General features: G+C 33.7%; 15 protein-coding genes. 9 read left to right on the top strand and 6 right to left on the bottom strand.

The window, feature by feature from the left end; all coding sequences use genetic code 11:
- The first annotated feature begins 119 nt into the window (after positions 1 to 119).
- Positions 120 to 1,088 carry a 3'-5' exonuclease gene (locus G634_RS0112110; RefSeq protein ID WP_026505504.1) on the top strand — a complete coding sequence of 323 codons (969 nt, stop codon included), beginning with the start codon at positions 120 to 122 and terminating at the stop codon, positions 1,086 to 1,088.
- 44 nt (positions 1,089 to 1,132) lie between these two features.
- Here the strand turns inward: G634_RS0112110 and G634_RS0112105 are convergent, their stop codons facing one another.
- Positions 1,133 to 2,572, bottom strand: a complete 1,440-nt coding sequence (locus G634_RS0112105; protein WP_026505503.1) for a D-alanyl-D-alanine carboxypeptidase family protein — start codon at positions 2,570 to 2,572, stop codon at positions 1,133 to 1,135.
- A 191-nt stretch (positions 2,573 to 2,763) separates the two neighbouring features.
- Between G634_RS0112105 and trmB the strand changes: the two genes are divergently transcribed.
- Positions 2,764 to 3,411: a tRNA (guanosine(46)-N7)-methyltransferase TrmB gene (gene trmB, locus G634_RS0112100; protein WP_026505502.1), complete on the top strand. Its 648-nt coding sequence runs from the start codon at positions 2,764 to 2,766 to the stop codon at positions 3,409 to 3,411.
- A 37-nt stretch (positions 3,412 to 3,448) separates the two neighbouring features.
- Complete coding sequence (locus tag G634_RS0112095) at positions 3,449 to 4,321, top strand: SH3 domain-containing protein (protein ID WP_026505501.1); 873 nt, start codon at positions 3,449 to 3,451, stop codon at positions 4,319 to 4,321.
- A 108-nt stretch (positions 4,322 to 4,429) separates the two neighbouring features.
- On the opposite strand, the gene G634_RS0112090 is transcribed toward G634_RS0112095, so the two are convergent.
- Positions 4,430 to 4,666 carry a hypothetical protein gene (locus tag G634_RS0112090; RefSeq protein ID WP_051233931.1) on the bottom strand — a complete coding sequence of 79 codons (237 nt, stop codon included), beginning with the start codon at positions 4,664 to 4,666 and terminating at the stop codon, positions 4,430 to 4,432.
- 273 nt (positions 4,667 to 4,939) lie between these two features.
- Here G634_RS0112090 and murI point away from each other — a divergent pair, with 273 nt between their 5' ends.
- The 5 genes from murI to nrdG all read left to right on the top strand — a co-directional run bounded on the left by murI (position 4,940) and on the right by nrdG (position 10,833).
- On the top strand, positions 4,940 to 5,764 hold the full coding sequence (gene murI, locus G634_RS0112085) for a glutamate racemase (protein WP_026505499.1): 825 nt from the start codon (positions 4,940 to 4,942) through the stop codon (positions 5,762 to 5,764).
- Positions 5,765 to 6,244: 480 nt separating this feature from the next.
- Positions 6,245 to 8,518: an anaerobic ribonucleoside-triphosphate reductase gene (gene nrdD, locus G634_RS19085; protein ID WP_051233930.1), complete on the top strand. Its 2,274-nt coding sequence runs from the start codon at positions 6,245 to 6,247 to the stop codon at positions 8,516 to 8,518.
- A gap of 156 nt (positions 8,519 to 8,674) precedes the next feature.
- Positions 8,675 to 9,076, top strand: a complete 402-nt coding sequence (gene tnpA, locus G634_RS0112075; RefSeq protein WP_026505498.1) for an IS200/IS605 family transposase — start codon at positions 8,675 to 8,677, stop codon at positions 9,074 to 9,076.
- Between the two features lies 1 nt (position 9,077).
- A complete protein-coding gene (gene tnpB / locus G634_RS0112070; protein ID WP_026505497.1) occupies positions 9,078 to 10,184 on the top strand; it encodes an IS200/IS605 family element RNA-guided endonuclease TnpB in 1,107 nt (368 codons plus the stop codon).
- Positions 10,185 to 10,308: 124 nt separating this feature from the next.
- Positions 10,309 to 10,833: an anaerobic ribonucleoside-triphosphate reductase activating protein gene (gene nrdG / locus G634_RS0112065; protein WP_026505496.1), complete on the top strand. Its 525-nt coding sequence runs from the start codon at positions 10,309 to 10,311 to the stop codon at positions 10,831 to 10,833.
- A 187-nt stretch (positions 10,834 to 11,020) separates the two neighbouring features.
- On the opposite strand, the gene G634_RS20440 is transcribed toward nrdG, so the two are convergent.
- Positions 11,021 to 11,563 (bottom strand): CAP domain-containing protein, encoded by a 543-nt coding sequence (locus tag G634_RS20440; protein WP_051233928.1) that lies wholly within the window; start codon positions 11,561 to 11,563, stop codon positions 11,021 to 11,023.
- 390 nt (positions 11,564 to 11,953) lie between these two features.
- Between G634_RS20440 and G634_RS0112055 the strand changes: the two genes are divergently transcribed.
- Complete coding sequence (locus tag G634_RS0112055) at positions 11,954 to 13,009, top strand: DUF805 domain-containing protein (RefSeq protein ID WP_026505495.1); 1,056 nt, start codon at positions 11,954 to 11,956, stop codon at positions 13,007 to 13,009.
- Here the strand turns inward: G634_RS0112055 and G634_RS0112050 are convergent.
- From G634_RS0112050 to G634_RS0112040, 3 genes are all read right to left on the bottom strand, one after another.
- Positions 13,002 to 13,484: a Fur family transcriptional regulator gene (locus G634_RS0112050; RefSeq protein ID WP_051233926.1), complete on the bottom strand. Its 483-nt coding sequence runs from the start codon at positions 13,482 to 13,484 to the stop codon at positions 13,002 to 13,004. The genes G634_RS0112055 and G634_RS0112050 overlap by 8 nt on opposite strands.
- 10 nt (positions 13,485 to 13,494) lie before the next feature.
- Positions 13,495 to 14,379 (bottom strand): putative manganese transporter, encoded by an 885-nt coding sequence (locus tag G634_RS0112045; RefSeq protein WP_026505493.1) that lies wholly within the window; start codon positions 14,377 to 14,379, stop codon positions 13,495 to 13,497.
- A gap of 180 nt (positions 14,380 to 14,559) precedes the next feature.
- The gene (locus tag G634_RS0112040; RefSeq protein WP_026505492.1) at positions 14,560 to 15,501 is read right to left on the bottom strand and encodes a hypothetical protein; all 942 of its coding nucleotides are present in this window, start codon (positions 15,499 to 15,501) and stop codon (positions 14,560 to 14,562) included.
- Positions 15,502 to 16,107: the final 606 nt, after the last annotated feature.

Below are 16,107 nucleotides of genomic sequence, written 5' to 3'. Positions count from 1 at the left end.
TTATGTAGAAAAACAGTGGCTTGCGATTTTTTAGTCCTGTTGTTTTTTGGAATATAACGTTAAAAAAGTTCCAAAAAATAACATAAGTTAGAGTACATTTTTTTCTAGGAAAAGGTTATATGTCAAATTATATTGTTTTTGATCTGGAATGGAATCAGGGCGGAACTGTTAGAGAACAGGAACTTAAAGAGCTTCCGTTTGAAATTGTGGAAATTGGAGCGGTAAGACTTAATGAAAAAAGAGAAATTACCGGCACTTTTTCAAGACTAATTCATCCTCAGGTCTATCATAAGATGCATCAAATTACAGGAAAGCTTATTAATCTTTCCATGGAAGATTTGGAAAATGGTGATCCTTTTGAAGTTGTAATAAATGATTTTTTGGAATGGTGTGGAGATGATCCGGTTTTTTGTAGCTGGGGAACTTTAGATCTTCCAGAACTTCAGAGAAATATGGATTATTATAAAATGGAATCTTTATCTGATGGTCCTATAGAATTTCTTGATGTTCAGAAACTCTTTTCGCTGTCATTCGAGGATGGAAAGTCAAGAAGAGCATTAGAATATGCTATAGATTTTATGGAGTTTGAAAAGAAATATCCTTTTCACAGAGCATTGTCTGATGCGCAGTATACTGCAGAAATACTGCAAAGAGTTCCTGAAAAGTATATGAAATATGTATCATTTGATTCGTATGTTACACCTAAGGATAAACGTCAGGAAATACACATTGTATTTGATAATTATGCAAAATATATTTCAAGAGAATTCAGTCAGAAAGAAGAACTTCTTGAAGATGTAGAAGTAACAAGTACAAGATGTTATCTGTGCCACAAAAATATCCGAAGGAAGATAAGATGGTTTTCTCCAAATGGAAAACACTATTATGCATTATCATTGTGTGATAAGCATGGGTATATGAAATCAAAGATTCGTATAAAAAAATCTGAAGATGGTGGATATTATGCGATAAAAACAAGTAAGTTTGTCACCGAAGATGAAGTTGAAGAAATAAGGGAAAAACAGTTAAAGACAAGAAAAAGAATAAGGCATTTAAAACAAACTGATAACAAGAATAAACGTAAATAAAAAAGGATAGTGCATTTCCTTGGAAATACGCTATCCTTAAATAATTATCGTAAACGTCTTTTTTTCATTTCTTTTTTCCTGCGTTTATAATGCCTTTTTTCGCTTGGATCTCTATAAAGAGTTCTTAAAAAAGCCCCGGAAGGAATTGTATAGCTAAGCCATATAACAAGTAATGAAACAACGACGATTAATAAAAACAGGTAATAGACATTGATATAAATTGTTTTATCAGAATTTTTTTCTTGTTTTTTTGTGTTATTTATATTATCAGTCTGATATTTATCTGATGCCATATAAATCTGTGCATTTCCAACATCAGCACCATTAAATAAATATTTAACAGTTGCAACAATGCCAGTCTTATCATCTTTTTTATTAACGACAACATCTCGTTTACAATCGCTTATCGACGAACCAATTGGTAGAATGATGGTATCATTTTTTCCAAAATAAAGTACATTTGAAGCAGAGGCAAACAAACTTTTCTGTGAAGAAAAGAAGTTTTCGTTGCTAGGAAGTGAGCCGTTATCTTCAGTAGATACGTTTATTTTGTGGAAATTATTAAAGGCATAATCGAAAAGAGAGACTGTATCAGAAAACTGACAGGGAGATTCTTCTTTCATGACTACACACACAAGCCTCATTCCATTTTTCTCGCATCCAGTTACAAGGGTGTTACGGGCTTCTCCGGTATATCCGGTTTTACCTCCGAGAATTCCTGAATAGGAGAATTCTCCATTTATTAGTTTGTGTTTGTTGGTTATTGTAAATGTATCTGGCTGAGTAGGAGTTGCTTTAAAGGTTCTTTGTCTTGTATTACCTATTCTTGATAAAGAATCATTATTGAAAAAGGCACAGGCTATAAGTGCAAGATCACGCGAACTTGTGTAATGATTTTCATTAAACAGACCATTAGCATTTACAAAATGTGAGTTTTTACATCCAAGTTCTTTTGCCCTTGTGTTCATTATTTTGGCAAAGCCTTCGATGCTTCCACCTATATGTTCAGCTGCGGCATTGGCACATTCATTAGCCGAGCCCACCATGACACCATATAGACACTCTTCAAGAGTCATTGATTCACCAGCATCGATACCAATATTTGACCCATCAGCAGGAACACTTTTTACAGCTGTACTTGAAAAAGTTACTTTATCAGAAAGATTACCTCTTTCTGCAGCAATTAAACAAGTAAGCATTTTTGTAGTACTTGCCGGATAAAGTTTTTCATCTATATTTTTTGAATATAGAATTGCTTTACTGTCAATGTCCATTACGATTGCTGATTCTGCTCCAACACTTGGTCCTTTGGGCCAGTCTTCAATCTCGTTAGAAGCAACTTTTAGTTTTTTTCTGTCTTCCATTTGTTTCATAAGACTGTCTGATGCTGCATTGCTGTATATAGGAGAAAGTGAAAAAGCAGAAAAAACAAAAGCAGCGGTAGTTAAAGCTGCAAATTTATGTAAAAAAAATGTTTTTTTCATGTTCTTCCTTTATAAAATCAAAAAATACTATGTAAAATTATTATTCTCAATAATTATTTTAGATATCTACATCATATCATTATATTAGTTTTGAATTGTAGTCTCAAGTTTCTGATTGCATAATTTATAATAAATAATGTATTATAGTTAAAAAATATATTTTTAGATATAATTAAGGAGTCGCGAGTACAATGAGACTTAGAAATATACCAGGGGCACGTGAAGCTATTGAAACAAGTGCATGGACAATTAAAAATCCAGAGATGCAGAAGGGCAACTGGAAAGAAGTGTTTGGAAATGAAAATCCTATTCGAATTGAAGTGGGAATGGGTAAGGGAAGATTTATAATGACCCTTGCTATGCAGAATCCAGATGTAAATTATATAGGAATTGAAAAGTTTTCAAGTGTAATGTTAAGAGGACTTCAGAAGCAGGATGAACTTCAGCTTCCTAACATTAGATTTATAAGAATGGATGCGGAAAATTTAACAGAAGTTTTTGGAGAAGGTGAAGTAGATAGAATATATCTTAATTTTTCTGATCCATGGCCAAAGGATAGACATGCTAAAAGACGTCTTCCATCCAGACAGTTTCTTGAAAGATATGATTATATTTTGAAAAAAGATGGAGTTGTAGAATTCAAGACTGATAATACAGACTTATTTTCTTTTGCGCTTGAGGAACTTGAAGAGTCAAAGTGGAAACTAGTTGCATGTACAAGAGACTTGCACAACGATTCTGTTATGAATGAGGGAAATGTAATGACAGAATATGAAGAGAGATTTTCATCAATGGGAAATCCTATTTCTAAATACATAATTAATAGGGATTCTAATTGATGTTTTTAGGATATGATTGTTTTAGGGAAGAAGAAAGATGGCGGAGAAGATTTTTAATATTGATGATTATCGAAAGGATGGTTCTAAGGATAATAAAAAAGTTGAAGTAAAAGAAGATACTAATTCTTTTTATATACCTGTTAAAGAACCTAATATCGATGATATTCAGATAGAAGACCCTATGAATTTTCTATCTGAAGCGGAAAAACAGGAATATTTTAGACTTCATCAGAATACTATCTGTAATCCTGATATTACAGAGCAGGTAAAAAAGACGCTTTTAGAAAATAATATTTCTCATAATGATAATATTAATGATGAGTTTGATAGTCCTGATCAGGATATGGAAGAAGAAAAAGAAGAATACTATCCTGAAACAGAACAGGACTTTGATAATGATATGGAGTCCAATGAATCTTCAGACTATGACTACTACAGTGAAGACATGCCTGATGAAGAAGAAGAATATAGACAAGATGCAGATGAACAGGAGTTTGAAGAAGAAATAGGAAATAATCAGGGTGGATTTTCTATTCTTACTAAGATTCTGGCTTTGGTGGCAGCAGTCCTTCTTGTTATACTGATAGCTATGACAGTAGTTAAAGGCTTTTCATCTGGTAATAAAAAAGAAGAAACAAATAATACATCTGTTGAAGCAACCACGTCTATTGTTAACACTCCTTCAGATGTAAAAAAGGAAGATAAGAAAGAAGAAGTATCTGGAAAAGAAATGGTTGTTATAAGTGATGTTAATTTCAGAACATCACCAGAAAAAAGAGATGACAATAAAAAATTAACAGCTAAAAAAGGAACAATAGTTACCTTTATTGAAATGGAAAAAGGTTGGGCTAAAATATATTACGAAGGTGAGTATTTATATTGCTCTAAAAATTACCTTTCAGATAAATGATTAAAAGCTTAAACAATTAAATGGTTCCTGAATATTAGTAGCTTTTCAGGAACCATTTTTGTAATATATTTTTAGATAAACGACAAGAATCTTTGTAGTATCGTATTTTTACTGCTGAGACCCAATTTCTTTTAACTGTCTAAAAAGTTCAAGATCTTCTGCGGAAATCTTAAGATTAGACTCCATTTTTTCTCCGTTTGGTTCTGTGATAGTGATATCGATAATGGTACCTTCCTGAATTCCATTAGCACTTACCGCTGCAAGAAAACGTGGGAACTTTGGGTGATTACTTGTAAATTTATCCCACATACCTTTAATTTGCATTATTTTCATTGGATTTATCATGAAATGCTTCCGCCTTTCTTTGTTTATAAATTTTAAATTTAAGATAGCATTTTATTATACTAACTTCAAGCTGATATATCTATAGATTCTCTTTTTTCACCGAAAATATAATCCAATTGTTTAATAATGTTTTATAGATGAGTTTTGCTTTCTTACAATCAGTAATTTGGTAGTTTTATCCATTGATGAAGTTGTAAGAATGGAATATAGTTATTAAGAGGCAGAATTAATGGCTGCCTCTATTTTGTTGTAGCAAATAAGGTGAGGAAGAAAATGAAAGTCGGTATTTTTGATTCTGGAACAGGTGGAATGTCGGTTTTACATGAAGCCTATCATCTTTTGGGAGATGACGTATCATATATATTCTATGCGGATTTAGATCACGTTCCGTATGGATTAAAGACAACAGATCAGATAATTAAATATTCAAAAGACATTGCTGAGTTTTTGATAAAAAAAGGTGTCGATGCAATTGTTGTAGCATGCAATACTGCGACGGCAGCAGCAATTGAAGTATTAAGGCATGATTATGATCTTCCAATTTTGGGAATGGAGCCTGCAGTTAAACCAGCTGTCGAAGAAACTGAATTAAGAAAAAGAATACTGGTAATGGCTACTCCTGTGACAATCAGAGAAGATAAGCTTGCTCACTTGTTGGAGAGAGTAGATGATTATCACAGAGTTGATCTTTTGCCGATGCCTAATCTGGTTACATTTGCAGAAAACGGAGAATTTGATTCGGAAAATGTTGAAAGCTACATTCTTGAGAGACTGGATAACCTTAATATTTCCGATTATCAGGCTTTAGTGCTTGGATGTACTCATTTTAACTATTTTAAGCCTTCATTTAGGAAGATTTTTGGTAGTTGTACTCTTATTATAGATGGAAATGCAGGAACAATAAGACATTTAGCGGATATTTGCGGTTTAAAACTAAACGATAAACCGGATAAAAAAGTAGAATTTAGTGATTTGTCTAATATGCTGAAATATGGAAAAACCGAATATTATATTTCTGGCAGACCGATTAATGACGAAATTTATTATAATAAGCTCTTGACGTTGCATAACAGGCTGGAAGCGATTCGTGAGCTATAAAGATAAAAAAATAGATGTAATTAATAATGAAATTTTGTGCATTATTAATTGATAAAAAGTAAATCTTCGCACTTGAAAATTACTAATACTTGTATTATGATAATAATGAATCTACAAGATATAGTTGTTTTAAGCGACATATTTCTTTCTTTTTTTTAAAACTCTAAAATGCAGTAAGTAAACATTTTGTGAAGTACTAAGGATACGGCGCTGTTTCCCTAAGTGGTTTTTGATGCCAATTATTTTAGGAAAATAATTTTTAAGTAGGTAGTTGTTTGCCTTTTTAGTAGACAAGGCATGCAGCGCCTAGAATTGTGCGGCCATAAACGAAATTTAGAGTGAAAAGATGTAAATAAAGTCTGTAGGCTAAAAGTAAAGAAATATGCGGAAATAATAATGAATGAATGAATAATAAGAAAGGAGAAGCTATTATTGTTACATACAAGATATTGTGTTTTACAATAGTAGCAGGGGACTTAAGTGAAAATCATTAAGAGAAGTGGCGAAGAGGTTCAGTTTGATTGCGGAAAGATTATTGCGGCTATCAAAAAGGCAAATCTTACAGTTACAGAAGATAAACGCCTTTCAGATGAGCAGATTTTGGCAATTGGTGCTGACGTAGAAGCAAAATGTAATAATTTGACTCGCGCTGCTAACGTTGAAGAAATTCAGGATATGGTAGAGAACGCGCTCATGAATACAGGACATAATGATGTTGCGCGTAAATATATCACATATCGTTATCAGCATGCGCTTATGAGAAAAAGCAATACCACTGACGAAAAGATTTTGTCCCTTATAGAGTGCAATAACGAAGAGGTTAAACAGGAAAACTCCAACAAGAACCCTACAGTTAACAGTGTTCAGCGTGACTATATGGCAGGAGAGGTATCTAGAGATCTTACAAGACGTTTTCTTTTGCCGGAAGATGTTGTGAAAGCTCATCAGGAAGGTATTATCCACTTCCATGATTCAGACTATTTTGCTCAGCATATGCATAACTGTTGCCTTGTTAATCTCGAAGATATGTTGCAAAATGGAACGGTAATTAGTGAAACACTCATCGAAAGACCGAGAAGTTTTTCAACTGCATGCAACATTGCTACACAGGCAATTGCTCAAATCGCAAGTTCACAGTATGGCGGACAGTCTATTACACTTTCACATCTTGTTCCTTTCGTTGATGTAAGCCGTCAAAAATTCCGTGCAGCTGTTCGAATGGAATTCGAGCAGGCTGGAATTAATGCCAGTGAAGAGAAAATTGATGAAGTTGCCGAGATGAGAGTTCGTAAGGAAATCAGAGATGGTGTTCAGGAGATTCAGTATCAGGTTATTACGCTCATGACTACAAATGGTCAGGCTCCTTTTATTACAGTGTTCATGTATTTGGATGAAGTACCAGAAGGACAGCTTCGTGATGATTTGGCCGCAGTTATTGAGGAGATGCTCAAGCAGAGAATTCAGGGTGTAAAGAACGAAAAGGGTGTATTTATAACTCCTGCATTTCCTAAACTTATTTATGTACTTGACGAAGATAATATTCAGCCAGGAACAAAATACTGGCATTTGACACAGCTTGCGGCTAAGTGTACAGCAAAGCGTATGGTTCCTGATTATATTTCAGCAAAGAAGATGAAGGAATATAAAGGCGGAGATGTATATCCATGTATGGGATGCCGTAGCTTCCTTACTCCTGATAATGAAAATAACGCTGAAGGATTGTGTAACAAGACTAATAAAGCTCATGCTCGTAATTACAATGAAGGTGATCACAAGTATTATGGAAGATTCAATCAGGGGGTAGTTACAATCAACCTTGTAGATGTAGCATGTTCTTCAAGAAAGGATGAGAAGAGATTCTGGCAGCTTATGGAAGAGCGTACAGAACTTTGTAAGAAAGCTTTGATGATACGTCATGAAAGACTTCTTGGAACTCCTTCTGATGTAGCACCTATTCTGTGGCAGTATGGTGCACTTGCCCGCCTTAAGAAGGGTGAAACAATTGATAAACTTCTTTATGGCAATTACTCTACAATAAGTCTTGGTTATGCAGGACTCTATGAGTGTACTATGTATATGAAGGGCGTATCTCATACAGATGTTGACAATGGCGGAAAAGATTTCGCGCTTAAAGTTATGAAGTTCCTTAATGATAAGTGCTCAAAGTGGAGAGCTGAGACTAATATAGCATTCTCACTCTATGGAACACCACTTGAATCAACAACTTATAAGTTCTCAAGATGTCTTCAGAAACGTTTTGGAATTATCAAGGGTGTTACTGACAAGAACTACATAACAAACAGCTATCATGTTCATGTTCAGGAAAAAATGGACGCATTTAAGAAGCTTAAGTTCGAATCACAGTTCCAGGCAATGTCTCCGGGAGGAGCTATCAGTTACGTAGAAGTTCCTAATATGCTCGGAAATATAGATGCAGTTTTATCTATCATGCAGTATATTTACGAGAATATCATGTACGCAGAACTTAACACAAAGTCTGATTATTGCCAGTGTTGTGGATATACAGGTGAGATTCAGATAGTAAACGATGAAGACGGAAAGCTTGTGTGGGAGTGTCCAAATTGCGGAAATCGTGATCAGGCAAGAATGAATGTTGCAAGACGTACTTGCGGATATATCGGTACACAGTATTGGAATCAGGGACGTACTCAGGAAATTAAAGATAGAGTTCTTCATGTAAGCGTGGCAAGTGAAGAGACTGCTAAAGATGAAATTTCTGGAGTAATCAACTAATGCGTTTTTGAATAAATGCGAGCGCATTCCCGTGACTTTAGTCGTGGGTTAGCGAGCATATATGCGTATGTTAATACTAAAATGTCATCAAATACATATATCATGTTGGCTTTCCAAAACACATATGTTAATCTTGCAAATGTGAGGTAAAAACATATGGAAGTTATACATGGTCGTGGATATGTTTATGCAATTCAATATCATATTGTTTGGTGTACGAAATACAGAAGAAAAGTTCTTACACCAATAATAGAAAAAGATTTGCATGAATATCTAAATCAAATTGCAAAAGACAATGATTTTATCATTGAGAAAATTAACGGAGAACCGGATTACATTCATTTGTTAATAAGTTGTTCTCCGCAACACTACATTCCAGATATGATAAAGGGATTAAAAGGAGTTTCTGCAAGGCTTCTGATGAAGAAACATGGCAATTCACTTAAGCAAAAGCTTTGGGGCGGACATCTTTGGAATCCAAGTTATTTTGTAGCAACTGTTTCTGAAAATACTGAAGAACAAATACGACATTATATTCAAAGCCAAAAGGAAAAATAAAGTGGAAAAAGCATACAAATATAGAATCTATCCAAATAAAGAACAGAAAAACTTAATACATAAGTCTTTTGGATGCTCTAGGTTTGTATACAATTACTATCTAGCAAAACGCAAGGGAATTTACGAAAAAGAATCCCGAAATATGGGATTTTTCGAGTGTAATAAAGACCTAACAAGATTAAAGTCTGAATTAATGTGGCTTAAAGAGCCAGACAAAAATTCTTTACAAAATGCTTTGCGTGACTTAGATCAGGCTTATAAGAATTTTTTAAGAGATAAATCTGTCGGCTATCCAAAATTTAAGTCAAAGAAAACCCATGCTTTTTCTTATAGAACAGCTTTTACCAATAACAATATAGAGTTTGTTAATAAGAAAATTAAGCTGCCTAAACTTGGTTGGATAAAAACAAAAAGTACACTTATTCCTCAAGGTAGAATACTTAACGCTACAATTTCTCAAGAACCTAGCGGTAAGTATTATGTATCTCTTTGTTGTACGGATGTAGAAATCAACACTCTATCTACAGTAAATAAAAATGTCGGTATTGATCTGGGTATTAAAGATTTTGCAATAACTAGTGATGGAGAGAAGGTTCCTAATTCTCAGTATTTACAAAAGTCTTTAAACAAACTTGCTAAGTTACAAAGAGAATTATCACGAAAATCAAAGGGTGGTTCAAATTGGAACAAAGCAAGAATTAAAGTTGCAAGACTTCAGGAACATATAGCAAATCAACGCAAGGATTACTTGCAGAAATTATCTACTAAAATTATCAGAGAAAATGACATTATCTGTCTCGAAGATTTACAAATTAAAAACATGATGCAAAACGACAAACTTGCTCGTAATATTGCAGATGTTTCTTGGTCTGAATTTACTCGTCAATTAGAATATAAAGCTAATTGGTATGGAAGACAGATTATTAAAGTAGATAAGTGGTTTGCATCTTCTCAAACTTGTCATTGTTGTGGCAATCAATCTAACATTACAAAGGACTTGTCTATAAGAGTCTGGATATGTCCTAAGTGTCATACTGAGTTAGATAGAGATGTCAATGCAGCAATTAACATATTAAACGAAGGATTAAGATTGCTCTCAGTAGCATAACATATGTATATCAACCGCTGGAATTAGCGGGGGTAGCTTGGTAATAAAGGCTTTGTTAGAAGCCTGTTCCCAAGAATCTCGTGACTTTAGTCATGAGAGGTTCAAAATAAAAGGTTGGAATAATATGAATTACGGACAAATTTATTTTTCGGATATAGCAAATGGAATTGGCTGTAGAACAGCGCTTTTTGTATCAGGATGTACTCATCACTGTAAAGGATGCTTTAATGAAGCAACTTGGGATTTTAATTACGGAAAAGAATTCACTAAAGAAGTAGAAGATTCGATAGTAGAATCCTTAAAACCGGTTTACATAAAGGGACTCACTATCTTAGGCGGAGAACCTATGGAATTATCAAATCAAAAAGTTATAATGCCACTTATTTCCAGAATAAAAAAAGAAGTTCCAAAGGCTGATATTTGGATTTATTCAGGATATCTGTGGGAAGAGCTTACAGATGAAAATAATACAAGATGTCATGGAGAAGACACTTTTAAGATTTTAGAAATGATAGATGTCCTTGTAGATGGAGAGTTTATGTTAGAGAAAAAAGATATCTCATTAAAATTTAAAGGGTCATCTAATCAGAGAATTATCGATGTGAAAAAGAGTCTAAAAAGCGGAGTAGTAGAGATTTTAGAAGTATAGTTTTGGTCTGGGGGTTAAAGGTAAAAATGCCTTTGAATCTGCCTACGGAAGACGGCATAATTTAAAAGTATTTAAATTATGCCGCATTTTCTTATGCGCTGTTTTGGCGCATTATAAACCATTACGTTTATAATCAAGTAAAAGCGTGTCTGCGACGAAATATACAAACATCAAAAACCTAATTTATTTACGAGAAAATCTGTACCCCGTACCAGCTTCCATCAGGAGCTAATACCATAGCAACTCCAATCTGAGTATATGAGGCATTTATGATATTTCTGTAATGCCCTTCTGAATTTCGCCATCCATTAGCCATATGCGAGCCTATATCGGTTGAATCTGGGCCTTGAAGATAGTAGTAATAGATATTTTCTGCATGGGCTTCAATTCCATATTTGGTATCAATTGAAAAAGCCATAATAATCCCATTTTTGTAATGACCAAAATAATGGTTTTGGATCATATCGTTTGCTCTTTCCAACGCAATAGCATCTAATGCGGCATTTTCCGTTAGAGCAGGGAGTGATAATTCGTTTCTGAACTGGTTGGTTCTTGCAATATTACTTTGGACGAAATAAGAGTTTGAGCCATAGACAATCGGCGCGGAACAAATATACCCATCGGTATAAGCTTTGCTTTCGATGGTGAAAAAACTAAACAAACTAAAAATAGAAATCGATGACGCAATACAAAAAGACATAAAACGACTTCGCAGCAATTTATTTTTCATAGCCTAATCTCCTCTGTTTTTAAAAATAATAGAAAAATACAATTGTTTTTTACGAAAAACGTTACAACTACCTTTATTATAAATCAAAGTATAAATATACGCAATAACGTTGTGATGCATTTCTACAAAAACGTCGGTATTTTCTGAAAACATTATAATATAAGGATTTCTGCGAGTGAATGGTTTTTCAAGTTGGAAACGTTTAAAAAATTACAGAATCCCGTAACAAGCGGGGATAAATAAGGATAATAATAAAATATTAAAATATTATAAAAATAAATTTTCTATATTAAGTAAAAAGATTAAAAAAATAATAATATTAAGAATAAATGTTGCATTATGTGTTGTATATCTTATAATATTTTATGAAAAGTTTTGAAAGGGAAGGGCATGGATAAGTTATTTAAATTTAAGGGGAGAGCAGATAAACTGGAATTTGTCAAAACACTTGGAATATTGTATCTTATAGCTTTTGTGGTTAAGTACATTAATTATGATGTTTTGAATGCAGGTAACAATGTGCTTTTAATATCGATATATGTGTTGTTGGCAGTTTCATCAACTGCGGCCTTCTTTAGAAGGCTTCATGACATAGGACTGCCAGGGTATATTTCTTTTACGTCTTGGATTCTATTAACACTTATTATTCCGAGCGATTATTTAGGCGGAATAGTATGCTCTGTTTTCTGGGGATATATAGCATTCTTTGTATATCTGATAATTCGAGATTCGCAGCCTTATTCTAACAAATATGGAGAAAGCCTTAAAGTTTTGGATAAACAAGATATTGTACATTCAGAAATAAAAAACAGGCAGATGATTAACAAAATTATTTTGTCGATGCTTGGTTTGAAGACAATCATAATGATTTTGTATGCATTGTGGTGTAAATTCTGTAAGCCGTTAGGAGTTCCGGTTTTAGATATTAGAAATATCCCTCTTTACATTATTGGCAGTATTTCATTTATTTTGATTTTTATTGATTTTACTAGGAGGCAGATACTTACAATTATAGGTGCAGTACTTATGATTATTAGTATAATAACAAGTATCATATACTTTAATTGTTTTGCGGGTTTTGATTTTCTGAAATATCTTTCAATAGGACAGCTTATTTGGAGAATGTTTGGGGACTGTCATAGTATTGTTGTAGGAGTAATGATTATTTTTATAGTATCAAGGATTAATAATAAAAAAGAAGTTGGAGCAAAGTTTTTTGTAATAATGTTTTTTATTCCTACAATATGGGGAATTTGTTATGATTTGCTATGCGGAAAAAGTACACTTTTTCTTGGCGGATCAGCATATTATACTTTTTTACATTGTTCTTTGAATGAGATATTCATTACGTATTTAAGTAAATTTATGCGTGCTCTATCTTGTATGGCAATATATAACAGAATGAAGATATTTAATCTATCAGACGAAAAAAAAGAGCTTAGCTAAGCTCTTTTTTTTCATTTGTATTGCAGCATTTATTGCAATAACCGTATATTTCTAATTGATGGCCTACTATTTCGAAACCGTCCATGTCAGCTGGGAGCATTTTTTTCAGATCTCCAAGAAAACAGGTTCGAAGAGGGAAACGTTCGCGGCACTTAAGGCAAATAGCATAGTGGTGGTGTTTTTCTAGCCTAAGCTCATACATTGCATCTTGATCTGTAAGTGCTACCAGTTTGTTCACAATACCTGAGTTTTCAAAAGTTAAGAGACATCTGTAAACTGTGGAAAAAGCATATGGAGCCTTTTCGTCTTTGCTTTTTTCTATAAGCTGCTCATATATTTCAGAAGCAGTGAGCGGTTTTGATGCATTAGCAAGAATTGTATAGATATCTACTCTTTGCTTTGTTTTCTTTACGCCTTTAGGCCAGTTTCTTTCCATCATTCGCTCGACTGATTCTACATGAATTTTACAATGCATTTATTTTTCCTCAAAAGATTCCTATTAAATCAATAAGAGTACCAAAAAATACTCCGGTAATATACAAAATAGCAGTAATGTGCAGATTTCTTTTTATTTCAGGATTAACTCTAAATAAAACAAGGAGTCCGATTCCAGCACCTACTAAGAGACCTGACATCATAGTACCCGCAGAAATCATACCATTAAGATATAGCTCAGTGATGATAATAGAAGCGGCGCAGTTTGGTATTAGTCCAATTATTCCTGCAAAAAGATGTGCAAATATAGGAATAGAAGTAAGGAGATTTTTGATATTATCCTGTCCTATAAGTTCAACAGTAAGATTTAAAGCAAATGTCAATACTAAAATGTAAATAAGAATATGAAGTGTGTGAACTATTGCAGAATGGAAAACGCTTCCTTCTTCTTCGTCTTCACAATGGCAGTGTTCTCTTTTGCACATTTCTTCAATTCGGAAATCTTCGTCATTTTTCTGGTGACGAATTTTTCTGGTTTTTCTTGCGGTAAAATCAATCACAAATCCTGCGATAATACCTATTATAGCCTTGGCAACTATTATAGGTAGAATCTTGGAGGCAGGAACTCTATTAGAAATCATAAGCGGTAACATTTCGTCAGAAGTAGACAAGTATATTGCTATGAGTGTTCCAACAGTTATTACTCTACCAGCATAAAGGTTAGAAGCGGCAGCAGAGAAACCGCATTGAGGGATAACTCCCAATACAGCTCCGAAAAATGGTCCAAAGTGACCGGCTTTTTGTACGACATCTCCGATTTTATCCTTTGTATGTTTCTCCAAAATCTCCATTAGAAGATAAGTAATGAACAAGAAAGGAAGAATTTTTACTGCATCGAGAAGTGTATCAAGTAGTACATCAATTAATAAATCCATAATTACCTCGAAAATATTCAAAATCATATTGTAACCAACAATACATTACACCAAAACTTTTCTAAATGCAAATGATTTGCATTTAGAAATAATGAAAAAATCATAAAATAAAAAGGCAACTAAATACCACTTGCGTAGATTAGTTGCCTTTTTAGCTATATTATAAGTTGGTAGATAAGATTAGTGTTTAAATGTAAAACTAAAAGAGTCATTATTTTTTACAGCAGAGCTTTCAGATTCAGATACGCTGAAGGTTGCATCTAAAGCAAAATAGCTTATTGTTCCTTTTACTTTATCATCTTCGCTGGTAAAACTAATAACATCATCTGAACCAGAGTTATCTTCAATAGTTCCAGAACCTCGTAATTCTCTGGTAGTGTCTATGTGAATTAAGATGTCATAGGAACCATTTTCCATTCCTTCGGTTATTATAAGATAACTGTCTTTTGTATAGTCTCCATAATAACCACATGGTGTTGAATCGGGAAAAGAAAATGAGACTTCGCGATTTAAATCTGCCAGGGTACTTGCAAGTGTATAAGCTTCTTGTTTGTATCTCATTGCCTCGTTGTAGGAATACATTGTAGGATAAATAGAACCGCCTTCATACATATAGCTCATTTGTTTAGCCATATTAGGAACATAACTTTCCCATAGTTTGTATTCTGCATACAAATCAGCATAGTGATCCGGATCTTTTTTCTGAAGTCTTTCAAGAAGGCTTTGTACTTCTGTTTTCCAAACTACGCTTCTCCATCGACAAATAGTATTCATGCTGCTTTGACTTGGCGCATTTATTACAAGTTCATCGTATTTGTCATATAGACTGTTTACGCTTACAAGTTCGTCAGAAAGAGAAGATGAGTCGGAAGTAATCTTGCCAATCTCATTCTTAATCTGATCTGAATAGTCTTCTAAGCCGTTTTCAGAATCGGACTGGTTTTGGGTAGTGCCTTCATCTGATGATAGCGGAGTGGAGCTTTTTGTTGTAGAATCAGAGGAATCTGCCAAATTTTCAGATTCAAGAGTTGCATTTTCCTTTGCAGGAGCTTTGTTTGCTACAGAGCATCCTTCCATTAACATGATAGAAGATACTAGAATTAGAAATAACTTTTTTTTCATAAAAATTGTCTCCTCATGTAAATCAAAAGTAATAAAACGGTATCAACTTTTTGATTACTGTAAAAATAATGTCATAATTTAAATATTATACTATTAAAAATCATAATAGTGTAGGTTTTTGTTTTCATCAGGAAAATCAATAACCGTACCAGATCAAAATTTGTCGCCAAGAGAAATTTTGTCCTGCGAAGCAGGATTCTTGCTGATGATTATCCTAAATCTCAGCAAGAAGTCATAGGTTATTGTTTTCATCAGGAAAATCAATAACCGTACCAGACCAAAATTTGTCGTTAAGAGAAATTTTGTCCTGCGAAGCAGGATTCTTGCTGATGATTATCCTAAATCTCAGCAAGAAGTCATAGATTTTTGTCACTGCGTTCCAAAAACTACGCAAACTGGCCATTTGAAAAGGCTTCGCCTTGGACCAGTTTGCCACTTGACTTTTGTTCTCACGAAACTCGCAGTAAATGCGAGTTTCTGATTATAAGTGACAAGAAGTCATACTTTATTGTTTCGAATACTTAGTAGATTAGTTTTACTGGCTTGTAATATTTCATGAGCAGAACTGTTTATAAACGTTGGTATGGGGTTTAAAGGCATAAATAA

This window comes from Butyrivibrio sp. NC3005 (assembly GCF_000424545.1).
Taxonomy (GTDB): domain Bacteria; phylum Bacillota; class Clostridia; order Lachnospirales; family Lachnospiraceae; genus Butyrivibrio.
Note: the sequence above shows the minus strand (reverse complement) of the source record. Positions and strands in the feature narration are given on the sequence as shown.

What these genes read in the sequence shown, in the direction of transcription:
- G634_RS0112110 (WP_026505504.1), top strand. Translation starts at nt 120, where the DNA reads ATGTCAAATTATATTGTTTTTGATCTGGAATGGAATCAGGGCGGAACT.
- G634_RS0112105 (WP_026505503.1), bottom strand. Translation starts at nt 2,572, where the DNA reads ATGAAAAAAACATTTTTTTTACATAAATTTGCAGCTTTAACTACCGCT.
- trmB (WP_026505502.1), top strand. Translation starts at nt 2,764, where the DNA reads ATGAGACTTAGAAATATACCAGGGGCACGTGAAGCTATTGAAACAAGT.
- G634_RS0112095 (WP_026505501.1), top strand. Translation starts at nt 3,449, where the DNA reads ATGGCGGAGAAGATTTTTAATATTGATGATTATCGAAAGGATGGTTCT.
- G634_RS0112090 (WP_051233931.1), bottom strand. Translation starts at nt 4,666, where the DNA reads ATGATAAATCCAATGAAAATAATGCAAATTAAAGGTATGTGGGATAAA.
- murI (WP_026505499.1), top strand. Translation starts at nt 4,940, where the DNA reads ATGAAAGTCGGTATTTTTGATTCTGGAACAGGTGGAATGTCGGTTTTA.
- tnpA (WP_026505498.1), top strand. Translation starts at nt 8,675, where the DNA reads ATGGAAGTTATACATGGTCGTGGATATGTTTATGCAATTCAATATCAT.
- nrdG (WP_026505496.1), top strand. Translation starts at nt 10,309, where the DNA reads ATGAATTACGGACAAATTTATTTTTCGGATATAGCAAATGGAATTGGC.
- G634_RS20440 (WP_051233928.1), bottom strand. Translation starts at nt 11,563, where the DNA reads ATGAAAAATAAATTGCTGCGAAGTCGTTTTATGTCTTTTTGTATTGCG.
- G634_RS0112055 (WP_026505495.1), top strand. Translation starts at nt 11,954, where the DNA reads ATGGATAAGTTATTTAAATTTAAGGGGAGAGCAGATAAACTGGAATTT.
- G634_RS0112050 (WP_051233926.1), bottom strand. Translation starts at nt 13,484, where the DNA reads ATGCATTGTAAAATTCATGTAGAATCAGTCGAGCGAATGATGGAAAGA.
- G634_RS0112045 (WP_026505493.1), bottom strand. Translation starts at nt 14,379, where the DNA reads ATGGATTTATTAATTGATGTACTACTTGATACACTTCTCGATGCAGTA.
- G634_RS0112040 (WP_026505492.1), bottom strand. Translation starts at nt 15,501, where the DNA reads ATGAAAAAAAAGTTATTTCTAATTCTAGTATCTTCTATCATGTTAATG.